The sequence below is a fragment of the Vineibacter terrae genome (assembly GCF_008039615.1).
Taxonomy (GTDB): Bacteria; Pseudomonadota; Alphaproteobacteria; order Reyranellales; family Reyranellaceae; genus Vineibacter; species Vineibacter terrae.
Map to the genome: position 1 here is coordinate 217297 of NZ_VDUZ01000002.1, position 17345 is coordinate 234641.

The window sequence follows — 17345 nt, forward strand, 5'->3', positions numbered from 1 at the left end:
GCAGGACATGACCATGGCGCGCTTGTCGCGGCGCGCGCCGGATCGCCCTGAGGAACCGCAACGCCGAAGGGCGCTGGACAGGCGGCCGGGCCGCCCTTATGTGTGCATATACACCAAATGGGATTGCCCATGCACGGCACCGCGCCCCATCCCCTGCTGGCGGCCCGGCCGCTGCCCACGATCCTGCGCCTGGCCGGCCCGACGACCGCGGTCATGTTCGTACAGAGCGGCGTCAGCATCGCCGACATGTATTTCGTCGGCCGACTGGGCACATCGGCGCTGGCCGGCTTCCAGCTCGTGTTCCCGTTCCTGATGCTGATGACGATGATGGCCGCCGGCGGCATCGGCGGCGGCATCGCCTCGGCCGTGGCCCGCGCCCTGGGGGCCGGCGACCGCGCCCGGGCGGCGTCGCTGGCCGTGCATGCCATGCTGATCGCGACCAGCTTCGCGCTGGCGTGGACGGCGGCGATGTCGTGGCTGGGCCCGTCGCTGTTCGCCGCCTTCGGCGCCACCGGGGCGACGCTGGAGGCGGCGGTGTCCTACGCCACGGTGCTGTTCGCCGGTGCCGTGGCGCCGTGGGCGATGTTCGCGCTGGCATCGATCCTGCGCGGCACCGGCGATGCGGCGACGCCGGGCAAGTACATGCTGGTGGCCTCGCTGCTGCAGATCCCGATCTCCGGCCTGCTGGTGCTGGGCCCGGCCGGCTGGGGCCTGGGCGGCTGGCACGGAATGGGGTTGGCCGGCTCGGCCGCGGCGATGAACGTGAGCAGCCTGCTGGCGGCGGCGCTGCTGGCGCGCCGGCTGTGGTCGGGACGGGCCGGCTTCACGCCGACGCTGGGCGGCCATGGGCTGGCCGGCGCCGCCTTCCGGCCGATCCTGAAGGTGGGGCTGATCTCCTCGCTGTCGGCCGTGCTCGCCAACCTCACGACCATGCTGGTGAACTTCGCGATCAAGCCGTTCGGCGACGCCGCCATCGCCGGCTACGGCATCGGCGCGCGGCTGGAGTTCATCCTGGTGCCGCTGTCGTTCGGCATCGGCTCGGCGCTCACCACCCTGGTCGGGATCGCGGCCGGCGCCGGCCAGTGGCAGCGCGCCCGGCGGGTGGCCTGGATCGGCGGCCTGATGGCGGCGGCGCTGACCGGCACGCTGGGCATCGCGGTGGCGCTGCTGCCGCAGGCCTGGGCCGGGCTGTTCAGCCATGACGCCGCGGTGCTGCAGGCGGCGACGCACTACCTGACGCGCGCCGCGCCGTTCTACGCCCTGTTCGGCCTGGGCATGTCGCTGAACTTCGCGGCCCAGGGCGCCAACCGCCAGATGGTGCCGCTGGCCGCCAGCGTGGTGCGCACCCTGATCGCCGGCGTCGGCGGCTATTTCCTGATCACCGCCTGGCACGGCAGCCTGCCGGACCTGTTCTGGCTGGTCGGGCTGGCGATCCTGCTCTACGGCGCGATGATCGCCGGCGCCCTGGGGCTGCGGCCCTGGGGCCCGCGCTGATCACTCCGGGGCGCGGGCCGGCGGCGCCCGGCGCGCGATCGCAAGGCCGATGCCGAGCGCGATCAGGGCGATGCCGACGGCGTGGTAGCCATGGACGCTCTCGCCGAGGAAGACGATGGCCAGCCCGGTGCCGAAGGCCGGCATCAGGTGGACGAACTGGCCGGCGCGGTTGGCGCCGATCAGCTCGACGCCGCGGTTGAAGCAGAGATAGGCGAGCAGCGACGGGAACAGCGCGACATAGGCCACCGCCAGGGCCGACGTGCCGCTCCAGCGCATCGGCGCGCCCGACGCCGTCTCCCAGGCATAGAACGGCACCAGCATCAGGGCGCCCAGCGCGAAGGTCGCGGCGATGAAGCTGAGCGGATGGACGGCAGGCCGCCGCCGCAGCAGCGCCGAATAGAACGCATAGGACACGACGGCGCCGAACACCCAGGCATCGCCGGCGTTGAAGGCGGTCGAGGCCAGGCTCGCCGGCGCGCCGCGGCTGGCGATGACCAGCACGCCGGCCAGCGACACCAGCACGGCCAGCAGCTGCCGCGCGCCGGTGCGCTCGGCGAACAGCACGAACGAGCACAGCAGGATGACCAGCGGCATCGCCGACTGCATCAGCAGGGCATTGATCGCCATCGTCGACTGCAGGCCGATATAGACCATGGTGTTGAAGGCCGCGACGCCCAGCGCCGACAGCAGCAGGACGAGGCGCCAGCACCGGGCGAGCTCCGGCAGGTCGCGGCGCAGGTGTGGCCAGGCGAAGCCGATCACCATCACGAAGCCCATGCTCCAGCGCCAGAAGGCGAGCGCCACCGGCGGCACGCTACCGTGCACGGCGCGGCCGACGACGAAGTTCCCGGACCAGAACAGCGCGGTCAGGACCAGCAGCACGGCGGGCGAGCGCCACAGCAGGCGGCCCGCATTGCGGATGAAGGACATCGGAGATTCCGGAAACGATGGCGCAGGAGCAGCCCGAGGGGCGAACAGCGGGCGTCACGCCCGCGACGGCCTCCGCTCAGGAGGCCGCGATCGTAAGTCGCTCGAGGAAAACCACCATGGTCATCGCGGCGATACCGTGCGTCGGCGCAGCACAAGCCGTCAAGCGCGCTTCGTCGTCCCGGGCGTCGCGAGCAACTCCTGCAGTCTACGGTATCCACACACATCCTCACTGTCATCCCGAGCGCAGCGAGGGATCTCCCGCGAATGGCGCACCGTGCATCCCTCGCGGGAGATCCCTCGCTGCGCTCGGGATGACGGATGTATCAGCGATCGGAGATTCCGAGCACAACCTGCACGCAGTTCAGTGCCCGCCGCTGCCTGTCAGATCCCGCAGCAGCGGCAGCACCTCGGCCGCGACGCGCTCGATCTGCGCATCGCGCTCCTCGTAGGGGCCGACCAGGTCGAGGATCACGTGCCGCACGCCGACGGCGTAAAATTCACGGATGCGCTCGGCGATCTGGGGCGCCGGGCCCAGCGCGCAGTAGCGCTGCGCCGCCTTGCGGAAATCCATGGCGTAGCGGACGCTCAGCGTCTTGGTCGCCGCGTCGAGGGCCTTTTCATAGGTGTCGTCCAGGCGCATGAAGAGCAGATGGCTGGTGCCGAACCGCGTCAGCGTGCGACCCGCCGAGTCGGCGGCCGCCGCGATCGCCTCGAGGCTGGCGCGGTACATGTCGGGCGTCACGACATAGGACATCCAGCCGTCGGCCAGGCGCCCGGTGCGTTTCAGCGCCGCCTCCGAGCGGCCGCCGCACCAGATCGGCGGGCCGCCGGCCTGGCGCGCCGGCGGCTGCATGCGCACCTCGGGGAACGGGTAGAACTTGCCGTCATGCGCCACGCTCTCGCCGGTCCACAGCTTGCGCAGCACGGCGATGCCCTCGCTCAGCCGCGCGCCGCGCTCGCTGATCGGCACGCCCGCCAGCGCATATTCCTTGGGGAACTCGCCGCCGACGCCGACGCCGAAGATCAGCCGGCCCTCGGTCATGTGGTCCAGCGTCGCGACCTGCTTGGCGACGGGGCCGGGATGGCGCAGCGGCAGCAGGTAGACCGACGTGCCCAGCACCAGGCGACGGCTCGCCACCGCCGCCTGCGCCAGCTGCAGCAGCGGATCGAGGATGGGAATCGCAAACGCGATGTGGTCGCCGACCCACAGCGAGTCGTAGCCGCAGCGGTCGACGCGCTGGGCCAGGGTCACCAGCTCGTCGATCCGGGGCAACCAGGGGCCGGTGGCGGGCTCGGTGCGGCGATGGATGGTCTGGATGCCGACCTGCAGTCGGCTGTCGAGCGGAAGCGGCATGATGTTGCTCGGAATACCTTGTTGTGAGGCTTGCGCCTGTCACAGCACGACAGGCGCCCGCGGCGCAAGGCAGCCGGGGCGAAGGGAGCGTTGCGATCAGGTAATGCCGCGCCGGACGTCGTCGCGGACGCGTTCGTAGCGGCCGCTGGCGCGCTTGGAGTTGCGGCCAATCGTGACCATCATCCCGAGCGCCCCTTCGACAGGCTCAGGAGAGGGATCTCCCGCGCATGGCGCACCGTGCGTCCCTCGCAGGAGATCCCTCTCCTGAGCCTGTCGAAGGGGCGCTCGGGATGACAGGTGTGTCAGCGACCAGCAATTCCGGACGCCAGGTTCTTGCCCGCGGCCGGTCAACGACGCCCAGCGTCGGCCCGCCTCAGCGCGGCTTGTCGCCGGCCACGGTGACGCGGTTACCGTAGCGCCGGTGCGGCCAGTAGTCCCACATGGCGCGGTGCTGGACACAGCGATTGTCCCAGAAGGCGATCGAGTTGGGCTGCCAGCGGAAGCGGCACTGGAACAGCGGGTTCTCCATGTGCTCGTAGAGGTAGCGCAGGATGCCGTCGCTCTCGTCGCGGGGAATGCCGTTGATGCGCACCGTGAAGCCGCGGTTGACGTACAGGCACTTGCGGCCGGTCACTGGATGCGTGCGCACCACGGGATGCTCGGCGCGGGGATAGGACGGCTTGTCGGCGACGCCGAGATTGGCGTAGGTGCCGCGATAGACATGCTCGCCGTCGTGGATCGCGGTCAGCCCCTCGAGATAGACCTTCATGCGCTCCGACAGCGCCTCGTAGGCGGCATACATGCTCGCGAACAGCGTGTCGCCGCCTTCGGCCGGGCATTGCTTGATGTAAAGGATGCTGCCCATCGGCGGCTCGGCCTCGCACGACACGTCCGAATGCCAGCCTTCGCCGTTGGCCCGGGTCGAGTTCTCGTCGGCGGCCACGATCATGAGCTCGGGCCGGCCCGGCTCGTGCGGCGCCGCCGGATGCACATGCAGATCACCGAACCGGCGGCCGAAGGCGAGGTGCTGGTCCGGCGTCAGCACCTGGTCGCGGAAGAAGATCACCAGGTTCTCGGCCAGCGCCCGGTGGATCTCGTCCTGGATGCGGTTCGAGAGCGGCTGGGCAAGGTCGACGCCGCCGATCTCGGCCCCGATGATCGGCGTCAGCTTGCGCACCACGATGCCTTCATAGGCTGTAGCGTCGCCGGCGCGGTGCTTGTAGCGCGGGCCGCGATTCCCGCGCAGGCTGCTGCCCTGCATGGCGTCCTCCTTGGGCGCATCTTGCCCCATGCCAAGACCTGCGGCAAAGACTCGGCTTGACCCTCGGCTGAAGCCGGGGGTACCTACGTCAACAAAGCAAAGCCGTATTGCAAAAACACTTGACGCAGTGCAACAAGAAGCTGGCGTGTCCTAGGGAGGACGCAGGGGCATGAGGCTGGAGACGACCGCCGCCGCGACGGCCGAGACGTTCCCGCAGATCCTCGCGCGCAACGCCCGGCAATGGGGCGACCTTCCGGCCTATCGCGAGAAGGACTACGGCATCTGGCAGACTCATACGTGGCGGCAGGTCCACGACCAGACGCGCGCCTTCGCCGCCGGCCTGGCGTCGCTGGGCTTCGGGCGCGGCGACAAGCTGATCATCGTCGGCGACAACCGGCCGCGGCTGTACTGGGCGATGAACGCGGCGCAGATGCTGGGCGGCATCCCGGTGCCGGTCTACCAGGACTCCGTGGCGGCCGAGATGGCCTATGTCGTGGAGCATGCCGAGGCCCGCTTCGCGCTGGCCGAGGACCAGGAGCAGATCGACAAGCTGCTGGAGATCCGGGCCCAGGTGTCGGGCCTGCGCACACTGATCTACGAGGATGGGCGCGGCCTGGGCGGCTATGACGGGCTGCTGTCCTACGACCAGGTGCAGCAGAACGGCCGGGCGCTGATGGCGGCGAAGCCCGATTTCCTGGACACCGAGATCGCCAAGGGCAAGGGCAGCGACTCGTCGGTCATGCTCTACACCTCGGGCACCACCGGGCGCCCCAAGGGCGTGGTGCTGACCTACGACAACCTGCGCAGGAGCGCCGAGAACGCCGCCCGCATCGAGGGCCTCGGCGAGCGCGACGAGCTGCTGTGCTACCTGCCCATGGCCTGGGTCGGCGACCACATCTTCTCCTACGCCCAGGGGCTGATCACGGGCCTCACCGTCAACTGCCCGGAATCGGCGGCCACGGTGCAGACCGACCTGCGCGAGATCGGCCCGACCTACTACTTCGCGCCGCCGCGCATCCTGGAGAACATCATCACCAACGTGATGATCCGCATGGAGGATGCCGGCGCGCTCAAGCGCTGGATGTTCCGCGCCTTCATGGCGCTGGCGCGGCGGGTCGGCGGCGACCTGCTCGACGGCCGGCCGGTGGGCCTGGCCGACCGCCTGCTCTACCGGCTCGGCGACCTGCTGGTCTACGGCCCGCTGAAGAACACGCTGGGCCTGTCGCGCGTGCGCATCGCCTACACCGCCGGCGAGGCCGTGGGCCCCGACATCTTCAACTTCTACCGCTCGCTCGGCATCAACATGAAGCAGCTCTACGGCCAGACCGAGGCGAGCGTGTTCGTCACCATCCATCCCAACCGCGACGTGCGCCTGGACACCGTAGGCAAGACCGTGCCGGACGTCGAGCTGCGCATCGCCGACAACGGCGAGGTGCTGTTCCGCGGCCCCGGCGTGTTCCACGAATACTACAAGAACCCCGAGGCGACGGCCGAGACCAAGACGGCCGACGGCTGGGTGCATTCCGGCGACGCGGGATATGTCGACGACGACGGCCATCTGCACATCATCGACCGCGCCAAGGATGTCGGCCGTCTCACCGACGGCACGCTGTTCGCGCCCAAGTTCATCGAGAACAAGCTGAAATTCTTCCCGCACATCAACGAGGCGGTGGCCTTCGGCGACACGCGCGACTTCGTCACCGCCTTCATCAACATCGACCTGACGGCGGTCGGCAACTGGGCCGAACGGCACGACGTCGCCTATGCCAGCTACCAGGAGCTGGCGGGCAAGAAGGAGGTCTACGACCTCATCGCCGACGCGGTGGCGCAGGTCAACCGCGACCTCGCCCACGATCCGCGCATGGAAGGCGCGCAGGTCCAGCGCTTCCTGATCCTGCCCAAGCTGCTGGACGCCGACGACGGCGAGCTGACGCGCACGCGCAAGGTGCGGCGCGGCTTCATCGCCGAGCGCTATGCGGCGCTGATCGCGGCGCTCTACGGCGGCAGGACGACCGTGCATTTCCGCACCGAGGTGACGTTCGAGGACGGCCGCAAGGGCATGGTCGAAGGCGATGTCGCGATCCGCGACATGGACACCGCCCGGCCGGCGCCGGCGCGACGGGCGGCCTGAGCGCCATGGCGCGCGCCGCCCACGCGACCGGCGAGGTCCTGCTGTCGCTCGAGAACATCTCGCTGCGCTTCGGCGGCGTGAAGGCGCTCACCGACATCAGCTTCGACATCCGCAAGGGCGAGATCCGCGCCATCATCGGCCCCAACGGCGCCGGCAAGTCGTCGATGCTGAACTGCATCAACGGCTTCTACCACCCGCAGGAAGGCCGCATCACCTACAAGGGCGTCACGCGCCGGCAGATGCGCCCGCACCAGGCCGCCGAGCAGGGCATCGCCCGCACCTTCCAGAACATCGCGCTGTTCAAGGGCATGTCGACGCTCGACAACATCATGACCGGCCGCAACCTGCGCATGAAGACGGGATTGCTGGCCCAGGCGCTGCACTGGGGGCCGGCGCAGCGCGAGGAGAACGAGCACCGCGCCTTCGTCGAGCGCATCATCGACTTCCTCGAGATCCAGCATATCCGCAAGGTGCCGGTGGGCCGCCTTCCCTACGGCCTGCAGAAGCGGGTCGAGCTGGGCCGCGCGCTGGCGGCCGAGCCGGAGCTGCTGCTGCTCGACGAGCCGATGGCGGGCATGAACCTCGAGGAGAAGCAGGACATGTGCCGCTTCGTGCTCGACGTCAACGACCAGTTCGGCACCACCATCTGCCTGATCGAGCACGACATGGGCGTGGTGATGGACATCTCCGACCGCGTCGTGGTGCTCGACTACGGCAAGAAGATCGGCGACGGCACGCCGGACGAGGTCAAGGCGAGCCCCGACGTGATCGCCGCCTATCTCGGGACCAGCCACTGACATGAGAGCCTCGCGCGAACACACCATCATCGCCGCGCTTTGTGCCGCCCTCGTCGTGCTCATGCTGACGCCCTTGCTGCGCGACAGCGTGCGGCTGCAGGACTGGCTCGAAACCCTGCTCGGCGGCCTGCTGACCGGCGTGCTCTATTCGCTGGTGGCGCTGGGCTTCGTCCTGATCTTCAAGGCCTCGGGCGTCTTCAACTTCGCCCAGGGCGCGATGGTGCTGTTCGCGGCATTGACCCTGGCGCAGCTGTCCGGTGCCAAGGACGTGGCCACGGCGTCGTTCGTCGGCGCCGGCGCCGTCGTGGCCGGCACCGCGGGGCTGCTGGCGCTGGCCGGCTGGCACCGCGCCCGCGCGGCGCGCGAGTCGCGACCGCCCGGCGCCCGGCTGCAGGTGTCGATCGGCCTTGCCTGCGCCGTGCTGGGCGGGGTGCTGGCGGCCGCCTTCAGCGGCCGGGGCTGGCCGATGTGGCTGGCGCTGCCGGCCACCGCCCTGGTCATGGTGGCGCTGGCCTACGGCATCGAGCGCCTGGTGCTGCGCCGCCTGGTCAACCAGGAAGGCATCATCCTGTTCATGGCGACGCTGGGCATCGCGCATTTCATCGACGGCGCCGGCCAGACGATCTGGGGCAGCGACATCTACAAGGTCGATCTCGGGCTGCCGAAGGATCCGATCTTCCTGCTGTCGGGCGTGTTCGAGGGCGGGCTGCTGGTCGAGCCCACCGACCTCATCGCCGCCGGCATCGCCGGCGCCCTGGTGATCAGCCTGGCGTTGTTCTTCCAGAAGACGCGCACCGGCCGCGCGCTGCGCGCCGTGGCCGACGATCACGCCGCCGCCCAGTCGGTCGGCATCCCGCTGAACCAGATCTGGCTGGTGGTGTGGACGGTGTCGGGCCTGGTGGCGCTGGTCGCCGGCATGATCTGGGGCGCCAAGCTGGGCGTGCAGTTCTCGATCTCGCTGATCGCGCTGAAGGCGCTGCCGGTGCTGATCCTGGGCGGCTTCACGTCGGTGCCGGGCGCCATCATCGGCGGCCTGATCATCGGCGCCGGCGAGAAGCTGTCGGAAGTCTTCCTCAGCCCGGTGCTGGCCAAGACCTTCGACCTCGCCGGCGGCGGCATCGAGAACTGGTTCGCCTACATGCTGGCCCTGGTCTTCCTGATGGTTCGGCCGCAGGGCCTGTTCGGCGAGCGGATCATCGAGCGGGTCTGAGCGGAGGAGTCGTATCGTGCTGTACCGCGAAGCCGGCCAGTTCAAGACCAGCTACAGCGCCGACCAGGCGATCTTCCCGATCCTGCAGGACCGGCTGTTCGTGATCGCCCTCATCGTGCTGGCGTTCCTGGCTCCCGTGGCCCTCGCCGCCGCCGCGCCGGGCCTGGCGCAATACCTCTTCACTGAGATCCTGATCCCGTTCCTCGTCTTCTCGCTGGCCGCCGTCGGCCTGAACATCCTGGTGGGCTATTGCGGCCAGGTCTCGCTGGGCACCGGCGGGTTCATGGCGGTGGGCGCCTACGCCGCCTATAACCTGTGGCTGCGCGTGCCGCTGGTGAACGACCTCATCATCGTGTTCCTGTTCGGCGGCCTGATGGCGGCCGCGGTGGGCATCCTGTTCGGCCTGCCGTCGTTGCGCATCAAGGGCTTTTACCTCGCCGTCGCCACGCTGGCCGCCCAGTTCTTCCTGGACTGGATCGTCGCGCGCGTGAAATGGCTGACCAACTACTCGTCGTCCGGCTCGGTCGCCGTCGGCAACCTCACCGTCCTGGGCATCCCCATCGACACGCCGATGGCGCGCTACCTCGTCATCCTGGCCGTGGTCGTGGTGCTGACCCTGGTGGCCAAGAACCTGGTGCGCGGCCATATCGGCCGGTCGTGGATGGCGATCCGCGACATGGACATCGCGGCCGAGATCATCGGCTTCCGGCCATTGCGCACCAAGCTGCTGGCCTTCGCCGTCAGCTCCTTCTATGTCGGCGTCGCCGGCGCCATGTACGGCTTCCTGCGGCTGGGCGCCTGGGAACCCCTGGCCTTCGACATCAACCGCTCCTTCGCCATCCTGTTCATGGTGATCATCGGCGGGCTGGGCTCTATCCTGGGCAGCTTCCTGGGCGCCGCCTTCATCGTGCTGACGCCGATCATGCTGAACCAGCTGCCCGGCTGGCTGGGCCTGCACATGTCGACGGCGCTGATCAGCCACCTGGAGTTCATGATCTTCGGCGTGATGATCGTCTTCTTCCTGATCGTCGAGCCGCATGGCCTGGCCCGCCTGTGGGCGATCGCCAAGGAGAAGCTGCGGCTGTGGCCGTTCCCGCACTGAGACGCGGGCAAGACAGTCCGGCGGCCCGCGCCGGCACCAAGGATTGTTGCACGCCTGTGCTGATGACTGGCGGGCAGCATCGGAGCGCAGTACCGTACCGGCAGGACGGCCCAGCCGTCAGGCGTACCAAAGGAGGAACGTGATGAGATGGGGTAAGTTGGCGTTCGTCGGCGCGGCGCTGGCCGCCAGCGGCCTGACGTTCGCCGGACCGGCCAGCGCGCAGAACGAGCAGTTCATCCCCGGCCTGGTTTACCGCACCGGCGCCTACGCGCCCAACGGCATCCCGTGGGCCAACGGCGTCGCCGACTACTACAACCTGATCAACGAGCGCGACGGCGGCATCAACGGCGTGAAGATCCTCTACGAGGAGTGCGAGACGGCCTACGCCACCGACCGCGGCGTGGAATGCTACGAGCGCCTGAAGGGCAAGGGCAGCGGCGCACCCTTCGTCAACCCGCTGTCGACGGGCATCACCTTCGCGCTGATCGAGAAGGCGCCGGTCGACAAGATCCCGGTGATCTCGATGGGCTACGGCCGTTCGGAATCACGCGACGGCAGCGTCTTCCCCTGGGTCTTCCCGCTGCTCGGCACCTACTGGTCGGCCGCCGACATCATCGTGCAGCATATCGCCAAGAAGGAAGGCGGCCTGGACAAGCTGAAGGGCAAGAAGATCGTGCTGGTCTACCACGACTCGCCCTACGGCAAGGAGCCGATCGCGCTGCTGACGGAACGCGCCAAGATGCACGGCTTCGAGTTCACGCCGCTGCCGGTCACGCATCCCGGCGTCGAGCAGAAGGCGACGTGGCTGCAGATCCGCCAGAGCCGCCCCGACTACGTGCTGCTGTGGGGCTGGGGCGTGATGAACTCGACCGCGATCAAGGAGGCGGCGGCCGTGGGCTTCCCGCGCGAGAAGATGTACGGCGTGTGGTGGTCGGGCGCCGAGCCGGACGTGCGGCCGGCGGAGGACGGCGCCAAGGGCTACAACGCCGCCATGCTGCAGCACGGCGCCGGCAAGTTCGCCATCCACGACGACATCAAGAAGTTCGTGTACGACAAGGGCAAGGGCGCCACGAAGTGGGATGAGGTCGGCGAGGTCCTCTACAACCGCGGCATGATCAACGCCATGCTCAACATCGAGGCCCTGCGCATCGCCCAGAAGAAGTTCGGCAACAAGCCGATGACCGGCGAGCAGGCGCGCTGGGGCCTCGAGAACCTCACGCTGACCGCCGAGGACGTGAAGCGGCTGGGCTTCGAAGGCCTGATCCGGCCGATCAAGGTGTCGTGCGCCGACCACGAGGGCACCCGCGCCGGCCGCATCCAGCAATGGGACGGCAAGGAGTGGAAGGTGGTCTCCGACTGGTACGAGTCGGACGACAAGGTGCTCAAGCCGATGGTCGAGGCGGCGGCCAAGAAATACGCCGAGGAGAAGAAGATCACACCGCGCGACTGCTCGAAGGAGAACTGAGCATCATGCCCCTCTCCCCGCGACAGCGGGGAGAGGCTGGGTGAGGGGTAGGAACGACCAGGCTCTGCTCACGGCAACGGAGTCTGGTCTTTCGTACCCCTCACCTTCCCATCGCTTCGCGATGGGCCCCTTCCTCTCCCCTCTCCCGCGGGGCGAGGAAATTGGAGTGGATCATGACTGTCGCCCAAGCATCGCCCGCTGCCGACGCCGCAACACCGATCTTGGCGGTCAGCAATGTCGAGGTGATCTACAACCACGTCATCCTGGTGCTGAAGGGCGTGTCGCTGCAGGTGCCGGACGGCGGCATCGTGGCGCTGCTGGGCGCCAACGGCGCCGGCAAGTCGACCACGCTGAAGACCATCTCCTGCCTGCTGCGCGCCGAGCGCGGCGACGTGACCAAGGGCACCGTCACCTATCGCGGCGAGCGGGTCGACCAGCTGACGCCCAACGAGCTGGTGCGCCGCGGCGTGATCCAGGTGATGGAAGGGCGTCACTGCTTCGGCCACCTGACGGTCGAGGAGAACCTGCTGACCGGCGCCTTCATCCACGGCAACAACCGCCGGCAGACCGCCGAGGACCTCGAGAAGGTCTATCACTACTTCCCGCGGCTCAGGCAGCGCCGCGCCAGCCAGGCCGGCTACACGTCAGGCGGCGAGCAGCAGATGACGGCGATCGGCCGCGCCCTGATGAGCCGGCCGCGCACCATCCTGCTCGACGAGCCGTCGATGGGCCTGGCGCCGCAGCTGGTCGAGGAGATCTTCGAGATCGTGCAGCGGCTCAATACCGAGCAGGGCGTCTCGATCCTGCTGGCCGAGCAGAACACCAATGTCGCGCTGAAGTTCGCGCATTACGGCTACATCCTGGAGAACGGCCGCGTCGTGCTGGACGGCGACGCGGCGGCGCTGCGCGAGAACGAGGATGTGAAGGAGTTCTACCTCGGCATGGCGGGCGAAGGCCGCCGCAGCTTCAAGGACGTCAAGCACTACCGCCGCCGCAAGCGCTGGCTTTAGCTGTCGACCGCCGCGGCTCGCCTCATGGACCGATCACCACGTCGGCGCCGCCCCCGGTGAACCGGATGCGGGCAAAGTCGCAGGCGCCGTTGCCACGCTGAAACGGACTGAGCGCGATCAGCCAGACACCCACGATCCGCCTGGGGTCATCCCCGCCGACCGTCCGGCGATAGTCCTGAAGGATCGGCCGCCTTTCCTCGAGCCAGCGGCCCAGCTCGCCTGTTCCCGAGCGCACGACGACATGGGTCTCGTGCCTGTCCCACCATGGCAGGGGGCACCGGAAAGCCGTCTCGACCGGCAGGCTGGAGCTCCAGAAATAGGTGAGATCCTGGCCGTTGTCGAACTCGACGGCGATGGACAGGTAGTCATGCGTCGGCACCTGGTCCTCGGCGACGCCGGATGGCAGCTCCTGGACGCGCCATGCCCACGCGAGGTCGACGCCGTCACCCAGGGCGAGGTCGACCGGGTGCTTCAGGATGCCTGCATCCGCCCGGCAGCGGCAGACGATGCGCGCCGGCTCGCCGTTTCCGGCGGCCTCGCTGAAGATGCCGGTCTGGCCGACGCGCCACAGCGCGGACCATCCCTTCGGCACTGGGCGCGCCTGGGCGAGGCGCGCTGCTTCGGCCGCAGCCAAGCCGCTCGCGTCCTGGCGCGCGAGCGCGCTCAGGCCGACCACCGGATCGCCGACCCACACGACGACGGCAACCGACAGGGCGCCGTCATCGAGCACCGACGCCGGATCGAAGCGTCCGCTGTCGTCTTCCCACTGCCCGGCGAGGTGGTTGATCAGCCGGAGCGGGCCATCGCGGTCGGCCGTGAAGCTCGTGGTGGCGCCCAGCGCCTTCGCGATCGGCCCATCGCCAACCCGATACCACAGCGCCAGGTTGCCCTGGACACCGACATCGAGGTCACGCGAAATCCAGAGCACGCCACATGACAGCAGCGAAACGCTCTGGCCCTTGAGCAGGTAGATGCCGGTCTCGCGCCAGTCGGCATCCTTGGCGGGCAGCCGCGTGATCACGCTGGCTCTGACGCCATCGCGTGCCCGCTCCAGCGCGTGTGCCAGAGCAGCCTCGACCCTGTCGTGGTCCTCGAGCTCGATCAGCGTGTTCATCGGCATTCCTCCCGGATCGGCACCGCGGCGGCCTTCGCGGCCGTGCGTCCTCGCCGCCGGATAGTCGGACGTGCCGCTGCGCTTTGCTTGCCATTTGGTGCCAGCTGCCCGATCCTTCCTGGTGAAACAGGAAGCGCGATGCTGGGCCTGACCAAGGTGCGGTCCATGGGACCGGTCGCGGACGCGGTGGAGCGGGCCGGCGGCAACGTCGCCCGCGTGTTCCGGCACGCCGATCTGCCGCTCCAGCTGATCGATCAGCCCGACCAGCTGATCCCGCTGCGCGACCAGCTCTGCCTCGTCGAGCACGCGGCCCGCGAGATCGGCGATCCGGCCTTGTCGGCGCGACTGTCGCTCGACTGCGGGATCGCGGGACTGGGGCTCTACGGCCAGCGGGTCTTGTCGGCCGCCCGGCTCGACGCCGCGATCTCATGGGCAAATGTGTTGATCAGCTCACTACTGCAATCCTCGACACATCTGCAGCTCACCGTCCGTGGCGGCGTGGCGAAGTGGAGCTACGTCGTCACCGACGCTTGCACCGTCGGACGGCAGAAGAACGAGATCCTCGCCCTGGGCTACATGCTCGACCTGGGGCGGCAGTTCATGGGTCGGTCATGGGCGCCGACCCGCGGCGTCGTGTCGGGCCCGATGCTGCAGGCGAGGACAACGCTGGAGATGACCCTCGGCGCCGACCTGTCGCTCGACGCCGTCGCGGGCCTGTGCTTTCCGGCGCCGCAGCTGGCGACGCCAAATCCGGCCAGATCCGCATGCCCCAACGACGGTTGCGCCGACAACGGCCCGATCGCCGACGACTTCCTCGCCTGCGTCGAGCACCTCATACAATTGAAGCTCCTGGAGAACCGTCCTTCGATCGACTGGATAAGCCACCGGCTGGGCCTGTCACGGCGGTCCTTCCAGCGTCGCCTGTCGGAGCGCGGCACGACGTTCGACGCCGTCATGCGCACGACACTCGAGCGCCGCGCCGAAGCGCTGCTCGCCAACGCGGATCGCTCCATATCGCAGATCGCGTACGATCTCGGCTATGGCGATCCTGCGCACTTCGCCAGGGCGTTCCTGGCGTGGAAAGGCATGTCGCCACGCGCGTGGCGGCAGGGCCTCAGGAGAGGCGTATCCGCTCGAGCGGTGCTGCACTAGCCTCGCCGCATCATCCCCATCACCAGGCTGATCACGAACAGCACCAGGAAGATGAAGAACAGGATGCGGGCGAAATCGGTCGCCGCCGCAGCGATGCCGCCGAAGCCGAACAAGGCGGCGACGATGGCCACGACCAGGAAGACGATGGTCCATCTGAGCATGAGATCCTCCCTTGAGCGGGATGCTACCAGCGCCGCCGGCGCATCTGCGCCACCAGCAAGGCGATCAACGCCCCCACCAGGTAGACGCAGCCGACGATCAGCGACGCATAGACAGCACCCAGTGACTGGGCCAGCGCCAGGAAGGCGGCGGCCGTCAGGAATCCCAGCCCGACGAGCGCCAGGACGACGATCACCAGGTACAGGCAAATCCGCGCCGCCGTGCGCCGCGCGGCGACAGCGGCCATGGCCAGGCCGTAGAGGCTGGCCGAACGGGCGAGGCTCAGCAGCATGGCTGACGCCGCCCGTCAGCGGCGGTGTATCAGCAGCGCCACCAGACAGCCGATCCCCAGGGCAACGGCGACCGACGTCAGCGGCCGATCGCGGATCGTGTCCTCCAGGCGTTCCGTGCCCTCACGGGCCGCCGTCCTGACATGCGAGGCGGCGGCATGCGCCGAATCGCTGGCCATGTCGCGCACGTCACGGCCGAAGCCGTCGACGAACGACGTCGCCTGGGCCAGGAAATCGCGCGCCCGATCGCCGACCGCCCGCACGGCATCGCCGCCCTCGGACTTGGCCGAGGCCTCGATCGAGGCCGCAAGCTGCGCCAGCTGCTTCTTCAGCGCCGCCACCTCGGTTGTGAAATCGTCCGTCGCCGCGCTCCGGCGTAACGCCATGGCTCCCTCCTCCAGGCTGTCTCGCCTGCAACAACGGCGCTGCCGTCCCAGGGTTCCATTGCCGAGCCGGCAATCGCCGCGGCGTCCGCCGCGCGCCCCTGCGGTGCGGTCCCGGCACGGCCGACCGGCTTGCGCAGCACGATCGCGGCGTGCTGAATCATGACGAGCAGCCATGCCTGCCGCCACCTGCGGCGGCTCCCCGGGGGGAACGCACATGTCCGAGCATTACGACCAGCTGGAAACCCGCTCAGCCGACGAGCGCGAACAGGCCCTGGCCGCCGCCCTGCCGGCGCAGATCGCGCACGCCAAAACCAACGCGCCGTTCTTCGCCGACTGGCTGAAGGACGTCGATCCGACGGCGGTGAGCAGCCGCGCGGCGCTGGCCAGGCTGCCGGTGCTGCGCAAGAGCAACCTCGGCGCCGTTCAGAAGAAGAACCCGCCGATGGGCGGCCTGCTGGCCGTGCCGCTGTCGCAGGCGCTGCACATCTTCATGTCGCCGGGGCCGATCTTCGAGGTCGACACCGCCGACAAGGACTATTTCCGCGGCGCCCGCGCCATGCACGCCGCCGGCTTCCGCGCCGGCGACATCGTGCACAACACCTTCTCGTATCACATGACGCCGGCCGGCATCATGATGGAGACGGCGGCCCGGGCGCTGGGCTGCATCGTGGTCCCCGCCGGCGTCGGCCAGACCGAGCTGCAGCTCGATGCCATCGAGGCCATCCGGCCGGCCGGCTATGTCGGCACGCCGTCGTTCCTGAAGATCCTGCTGGAGAAGGGTGCCGAGCTGGGCAAGGACGTCTCGTCCGTCAAGAAGGCGTTCGTCGGCGCCGAGGCGCTGCCGCCGTCGCTGCGCCAGATGTTCCAGGACCGCGGCGTGAGGACCCAGCAGAGCTACGGCACCGCCGATCTCGGCACCATCGCCTACGAGTCCAGGGCGCTGGAAGGCATGATCGTCGACGAGGGCGTGATCGTGGAGATCGTGCGGCCGGGCACCGGCGATCCGGTGCCCGAGGGCGAGGTCGGCGAGGTCGTGGTCACGACCTTCAGCAAGGCCTACCCGCTGGTGCGCTTCGGCACCGGCGACCTGTCGGCGGTGCTGTCCGGCACCAGTCCGTGCGGCCGCACCAACATGCGCATCAAGGGCTGGATGGGACGCGCCGACCAGCGCACCAAGGTCAAGGGCATGTTCGTCGACCCCGAGCAGATCGCGCAGATCGCCCGCCGCCATCCCGAGCTCGGCCGCCTGCGGCTGGTGATCGACTGGATCGACCAGCAGGACGTGATGACCCTGAAGGCCGAGCTGGCCGGCGGATCGGCGGACCTCGCCAAGACCGTCGAAGGCACGGTCCAGAACATGTGCAAGGTGCGCGGCAAGGTGGAGCTCGTGGCGCCCGGCAGCCTGCCCAACGACGGCAAGGTGATCGACGACGTGCGCAAGTACACGTAGGGCCAAGCGCCGGAACTGCTGCTGGTGACGGGTCGGACCG

16 protein-coding genes are annotated in these 17345 nt (G+C 68.9%); 9 read left to right on the top strand and 7 right to left on the bottom strand.

Annotated elements, in window-relative coordinates; genetic code table 11:
* The first annotated feature begins 129 nt into the window (after nt 1-129).
* Nucleotides 130-1494 (top strand): MATE family efflux transporter, encoded by a 1365-nt coding sequence (locus FHP25_RS02765; protein WP_178133230.1) that lies wholly within the window; start codon nt 130-132, stop codon nt 1492-1494.
* Here FHP25_RS02765 and FHP25_RS02770 read toward each other — a convergent pair whose 3' ends face one another.
* The 3 genes from FHP25_RS02770 to FHP25_RS02780 all read right to left on the bottom strand — a co-directional run bounded on the left by FHP25_RS02770 (nt 1495) and on the right by FHP25_RS02780 (nt 5039).
* Nucleotides 1495-2424: a DMT family transporter gene (locus FHP25_RS02770; RefSeq protein ID WP_147845360.1), complete on the bottom strand. Its 930-nt coding sequence runs from the start codon at nt 2422-2424 to the stop codon at nt 1495-1497.
* 361 nt (nt 2425-2785) lie between these two features.
* Nucleotides 2786-3778, bottom strand: coding sequence for an LLM class flavin-dependent oxidoreductase (locus FHP25_RS02775; protein ID WP_147845361.1), 993 nt, complete (start codon nt 3776-3778; stop codon nt 2786-2788).
* A 373-nt stretch (nt 3779-4151) separates the two neighbouring features.
* Nucleotides 4152-5039, bottom strand: coding sequence for a TauD/TfdA dioxygenase family protein (locus FHP25_RS02780; protein WP_147845362.1), 888 nt, complete (start codon nt 5037-5039; stop codon nt 4152-4154).
* A gap of 169 nt (nt 5040-5208) precedes the next feature.
* Here FHP25_RS02780 and FHP25_RS02785 point away from each other — a divergent pair, with 169 nt between their 5' ends.
* The 6 genes from FHP25_RS02785 (at nt 5209) to FHP25_RS02810 (ending at nt 12754) form a co-directional block, all read left to right on the top strand.
* Nucleotides 5209-7170 carry an AMP-binding protein gene (locus tag FHP25_RS02785; RefSeq protein WP_147845363.1) on the top strand — a complete coding sequence of 654 codons (1962 nt, stop codon included), beginning with the start codon at nt 5209-5211 and terminating at the stop codon, nt 7168-7170.
* A gap of 5 nt (nt 7171-7175) precedes the next feature.
* Nucleotides 7176-7967, top strand: a complete 792-nt coding sequence (locus FHP25_RS02790) for an ABC transporter ATP-binding protein (protein ID WP_147845364.1) — start codon at nt 7176-7178, stop codon at nt 7965-7967.
* Between the two features lie 61 nt (nt 7968-8028).
* Nucleotides 8029-9177, top strand: coding sequence for a branched-chain amino acid ABC transporter permease (locus FHP25_RS41260; RefSeq protein ID WP_231712191.1), 1149 nt, complete (start codon nt 8029-8031; stop codon nt 9175-9177).
* A gap of 16 nt (nt 9178-9193) precedes the next feature.
* Entirely contained in the window at nt 9194-10279 is a 1086-nt protein-coding gene (locus FHP25_RS02800; protein WP_147845365.1) for a branched-chain amino acid ABC transporter permease, read from the top strand.
* Nucleotides 10280-10421: 142 nt separating this feature from the next.
* Entirely contained in the window at nt 10422-11744 is a 1323-nt protein-coding gene (locus FHP25_RS02805) for an ABC transporter substrate-binding protein (RefSeq protein WP_147845366.1), read from the top strand.
* A 173-nt stretch (nt 11745-11917) separates the two neighbouring features.
* The gene (locus FHP25_RS02810) at nt 11918-12754 is read left to right on the top strand and encodes an ABC transporter ATP-binding protein (RefSeq protein ID WP_147845367.1); all 837 of its coding nucleotides are present in this window, start codon (nt 11918-11920) and stop codon (nt 12752-12754) included.
* A 22-nt stretch (nt 12755-12776) separates the two neighbouring features.
* On the opposite strand, the gene FHP25_RS41265 is transcribed toward FHP25_RS02810, so the two are convergent.
* Nucleotides 12777-13868, bottom strand: coding sequence for a DUF3047 domain-containing protein (locus FHP25_RS41265; protein WP_218578139.1), 1092 nt, complete (start codon nt 13866-13868; stop codon nt 12777-12779).
* Between FHP25_RS41265 and FHP25_RS02820 the strand changes: the two genes are divergently transcribed.
* Nucleotides 13839-15020 carry an AraC family transcriptional regulator gene (locus FHP25_RS02820; protein ID WP_218578140.1) on the top strand — a complete coding sequence of 394 codons (1182 nt, stop codon included), beginning with the start codon at nt 13839-13841 and terminating at the stop codon, nt 15018-15020. The genes FHP25_RS41265 and FHP25_RS02820 overlap by 30 nt on opposite strands.
* Here the strand turns inward: FHP25_RS02820 and FHP25_RS02825 are convergent.
* From FHP25_RS02825 to FHP25_RS02835, 3 genes are read right to left on the bottom strand one after another with little or no spacing between them, the layout of a single operon-like run.
* Nucleotides 15017-15181 carry a DUF1328 domain-containing protein gene (locus FHP25_RS02825; RefSeq protein ID WP_147845368.1) on the bottom strand — a complete coding sequence of 55 codons (165 nt, stop codon included), beginning with the start codon at nt 15179-15181 and terminating at the stop codon, nt 15017-15019. The genes FHP25_RS02820 and FHP25_RS02825 overlap by 4 nt on opposite strands.
* Nucleotides 15182-15204: 23 nt before the next feature.
* The gene (locus tag FHP25_RS02830) at nt 15205-15471 is read right to left on the bottom strand and encodes a hypothetical protein (RefSeq protein ID WP_147845369.1); all 267 of its coding nucleotides are present in this window, start codon (nt 15469-15471) and stop codon (nt 15205-15207) included.
* Between the two features lie 15 nt (nt 15472-15486).
* Entirely contained in the window at nt 15487-15855 is a 369-nt protein-coding gene (locus tag FHP25_RS02835) for a DUF883 family protein (RefSeq protein ID WP_147845370.1), read from the bottom strand.
* A gap of 214 nt (nt 15856-16069) precedes the next feature.
* On the opposite strand from FHP25_RS02835, the gene FHP25_RS02840 reads away from it, so the two are divergent.
* Entirely contained in the window at nt 16070-17305 is a 1236-nt protein-coding gene (locus FHP25_RS02840; RefSeq protein ID WP_147845371.1) for a phenylacetate--CoA ligase family protein, read from the top strand.
* Nucleotides 17306-17345: the final 40 nt, after the last annotated feature.

Bases quoted from the DNA above. Each gene is read 5' to 3' on its own strand.
- FHP25_RS02765 (WP_178133230.1), top strand. From the start codon at position 130: ATGCACGGCACCGCGCCCCATCCCCTGCTGGCGGCCCGGCCGCTGCCC.
- FHP25_RS02770 (WP_147845360.1), bottom strand. From the start codon at position 2,424: ATGTCCTTCATCCGCAATGCGGGCCGCCTGCTGTGGCGCTCGCCCGCC.
- FHP25_RS02775 (WP_147845361.1), bottom strand. From the start codon at position 3,778: ATGCCGCTTCCGCTCGACAGCCGACTGCAGGTCGGCATCCAGACCATC.
- FHP25_RS02780 (WP_147845362.1), bottom strand. From the start codon at position 5,039: ATGCAGGGCAGCAGCCTGCGCGGGAATCGCGGCCCGCGCTACAAGCAC.
- FHP25_RS02785 (WP_147845363.1), top strand. From the start codon at position 5,209: ATGAGGCTGGAGACGACCGCCGCCGCGACGGCCGAGACGTTCCCGCAG.
- FHP25_RS02790 (WP_147845364.1), top strand. From the start codon at position 7,176: ATGGCGCGCGCCGCCCACGCGACCGGCGAGGTCCTGCTGTCGCTCGAG.
- FHP25_RS41260 (WP_231712191.1), top strand. From the start codon at position 8,029: ATGCTGACGCCCTTGCTGCGCGACAGCGTGCGGCTGCAGGACTGGCTC.
- FHP25_RS02805 (WP_147845366.1), top strand. From the start codon at position 10,422: ATGAGATGGGGTAAGTTGGCGTTCGTCGGCGCGGCGCTGGCCGCCAGC.
- FHP25_RS02810 (WP_147845367.1), top strand. From the start codon at position 11,918: ATGACTGTCGCCCAAGCATCGCCCGCTGCCGACGCCGCAACACCGATC.
- FHP25_RS41265 (WP_218578139.1), bottom strand. From the start codon at position 13,868: ATGAACACGCTGATCGAGCTCGAGGACCACGACAGGGTCGAGGCTGCT.
- FHP25_RS02825 (WP_147845368.1), bottom strand. From the start codon at position 15,181: ATGCTCAGATGGACCATCGTCTTCCTGGTCGTGGCCATCGTCGCCGCC.
- FHP25_RS02830 (WP_147845369.1), bottom strand. From the start codon at position 15,471: ATGCTGCTGAGCCTCGCCCGTTCGGCCAGCCTCTACGGCCTGGCCATG.
- FHP25_RS02835 (WP_147845370.1), bottom strand. From the start codon at position 15,855: ATGGCGTTACGCCGGAGCGCGGCGACGGACGATTTCACAACCGAGGTG.
- FHP25_RS02840 (WP_147845371.1), top strand. From the start codon at position 16,070: ATGTCCGAGCATTACGACCAGCTGGAAACCCGCTCAGCCGACGAGCGC.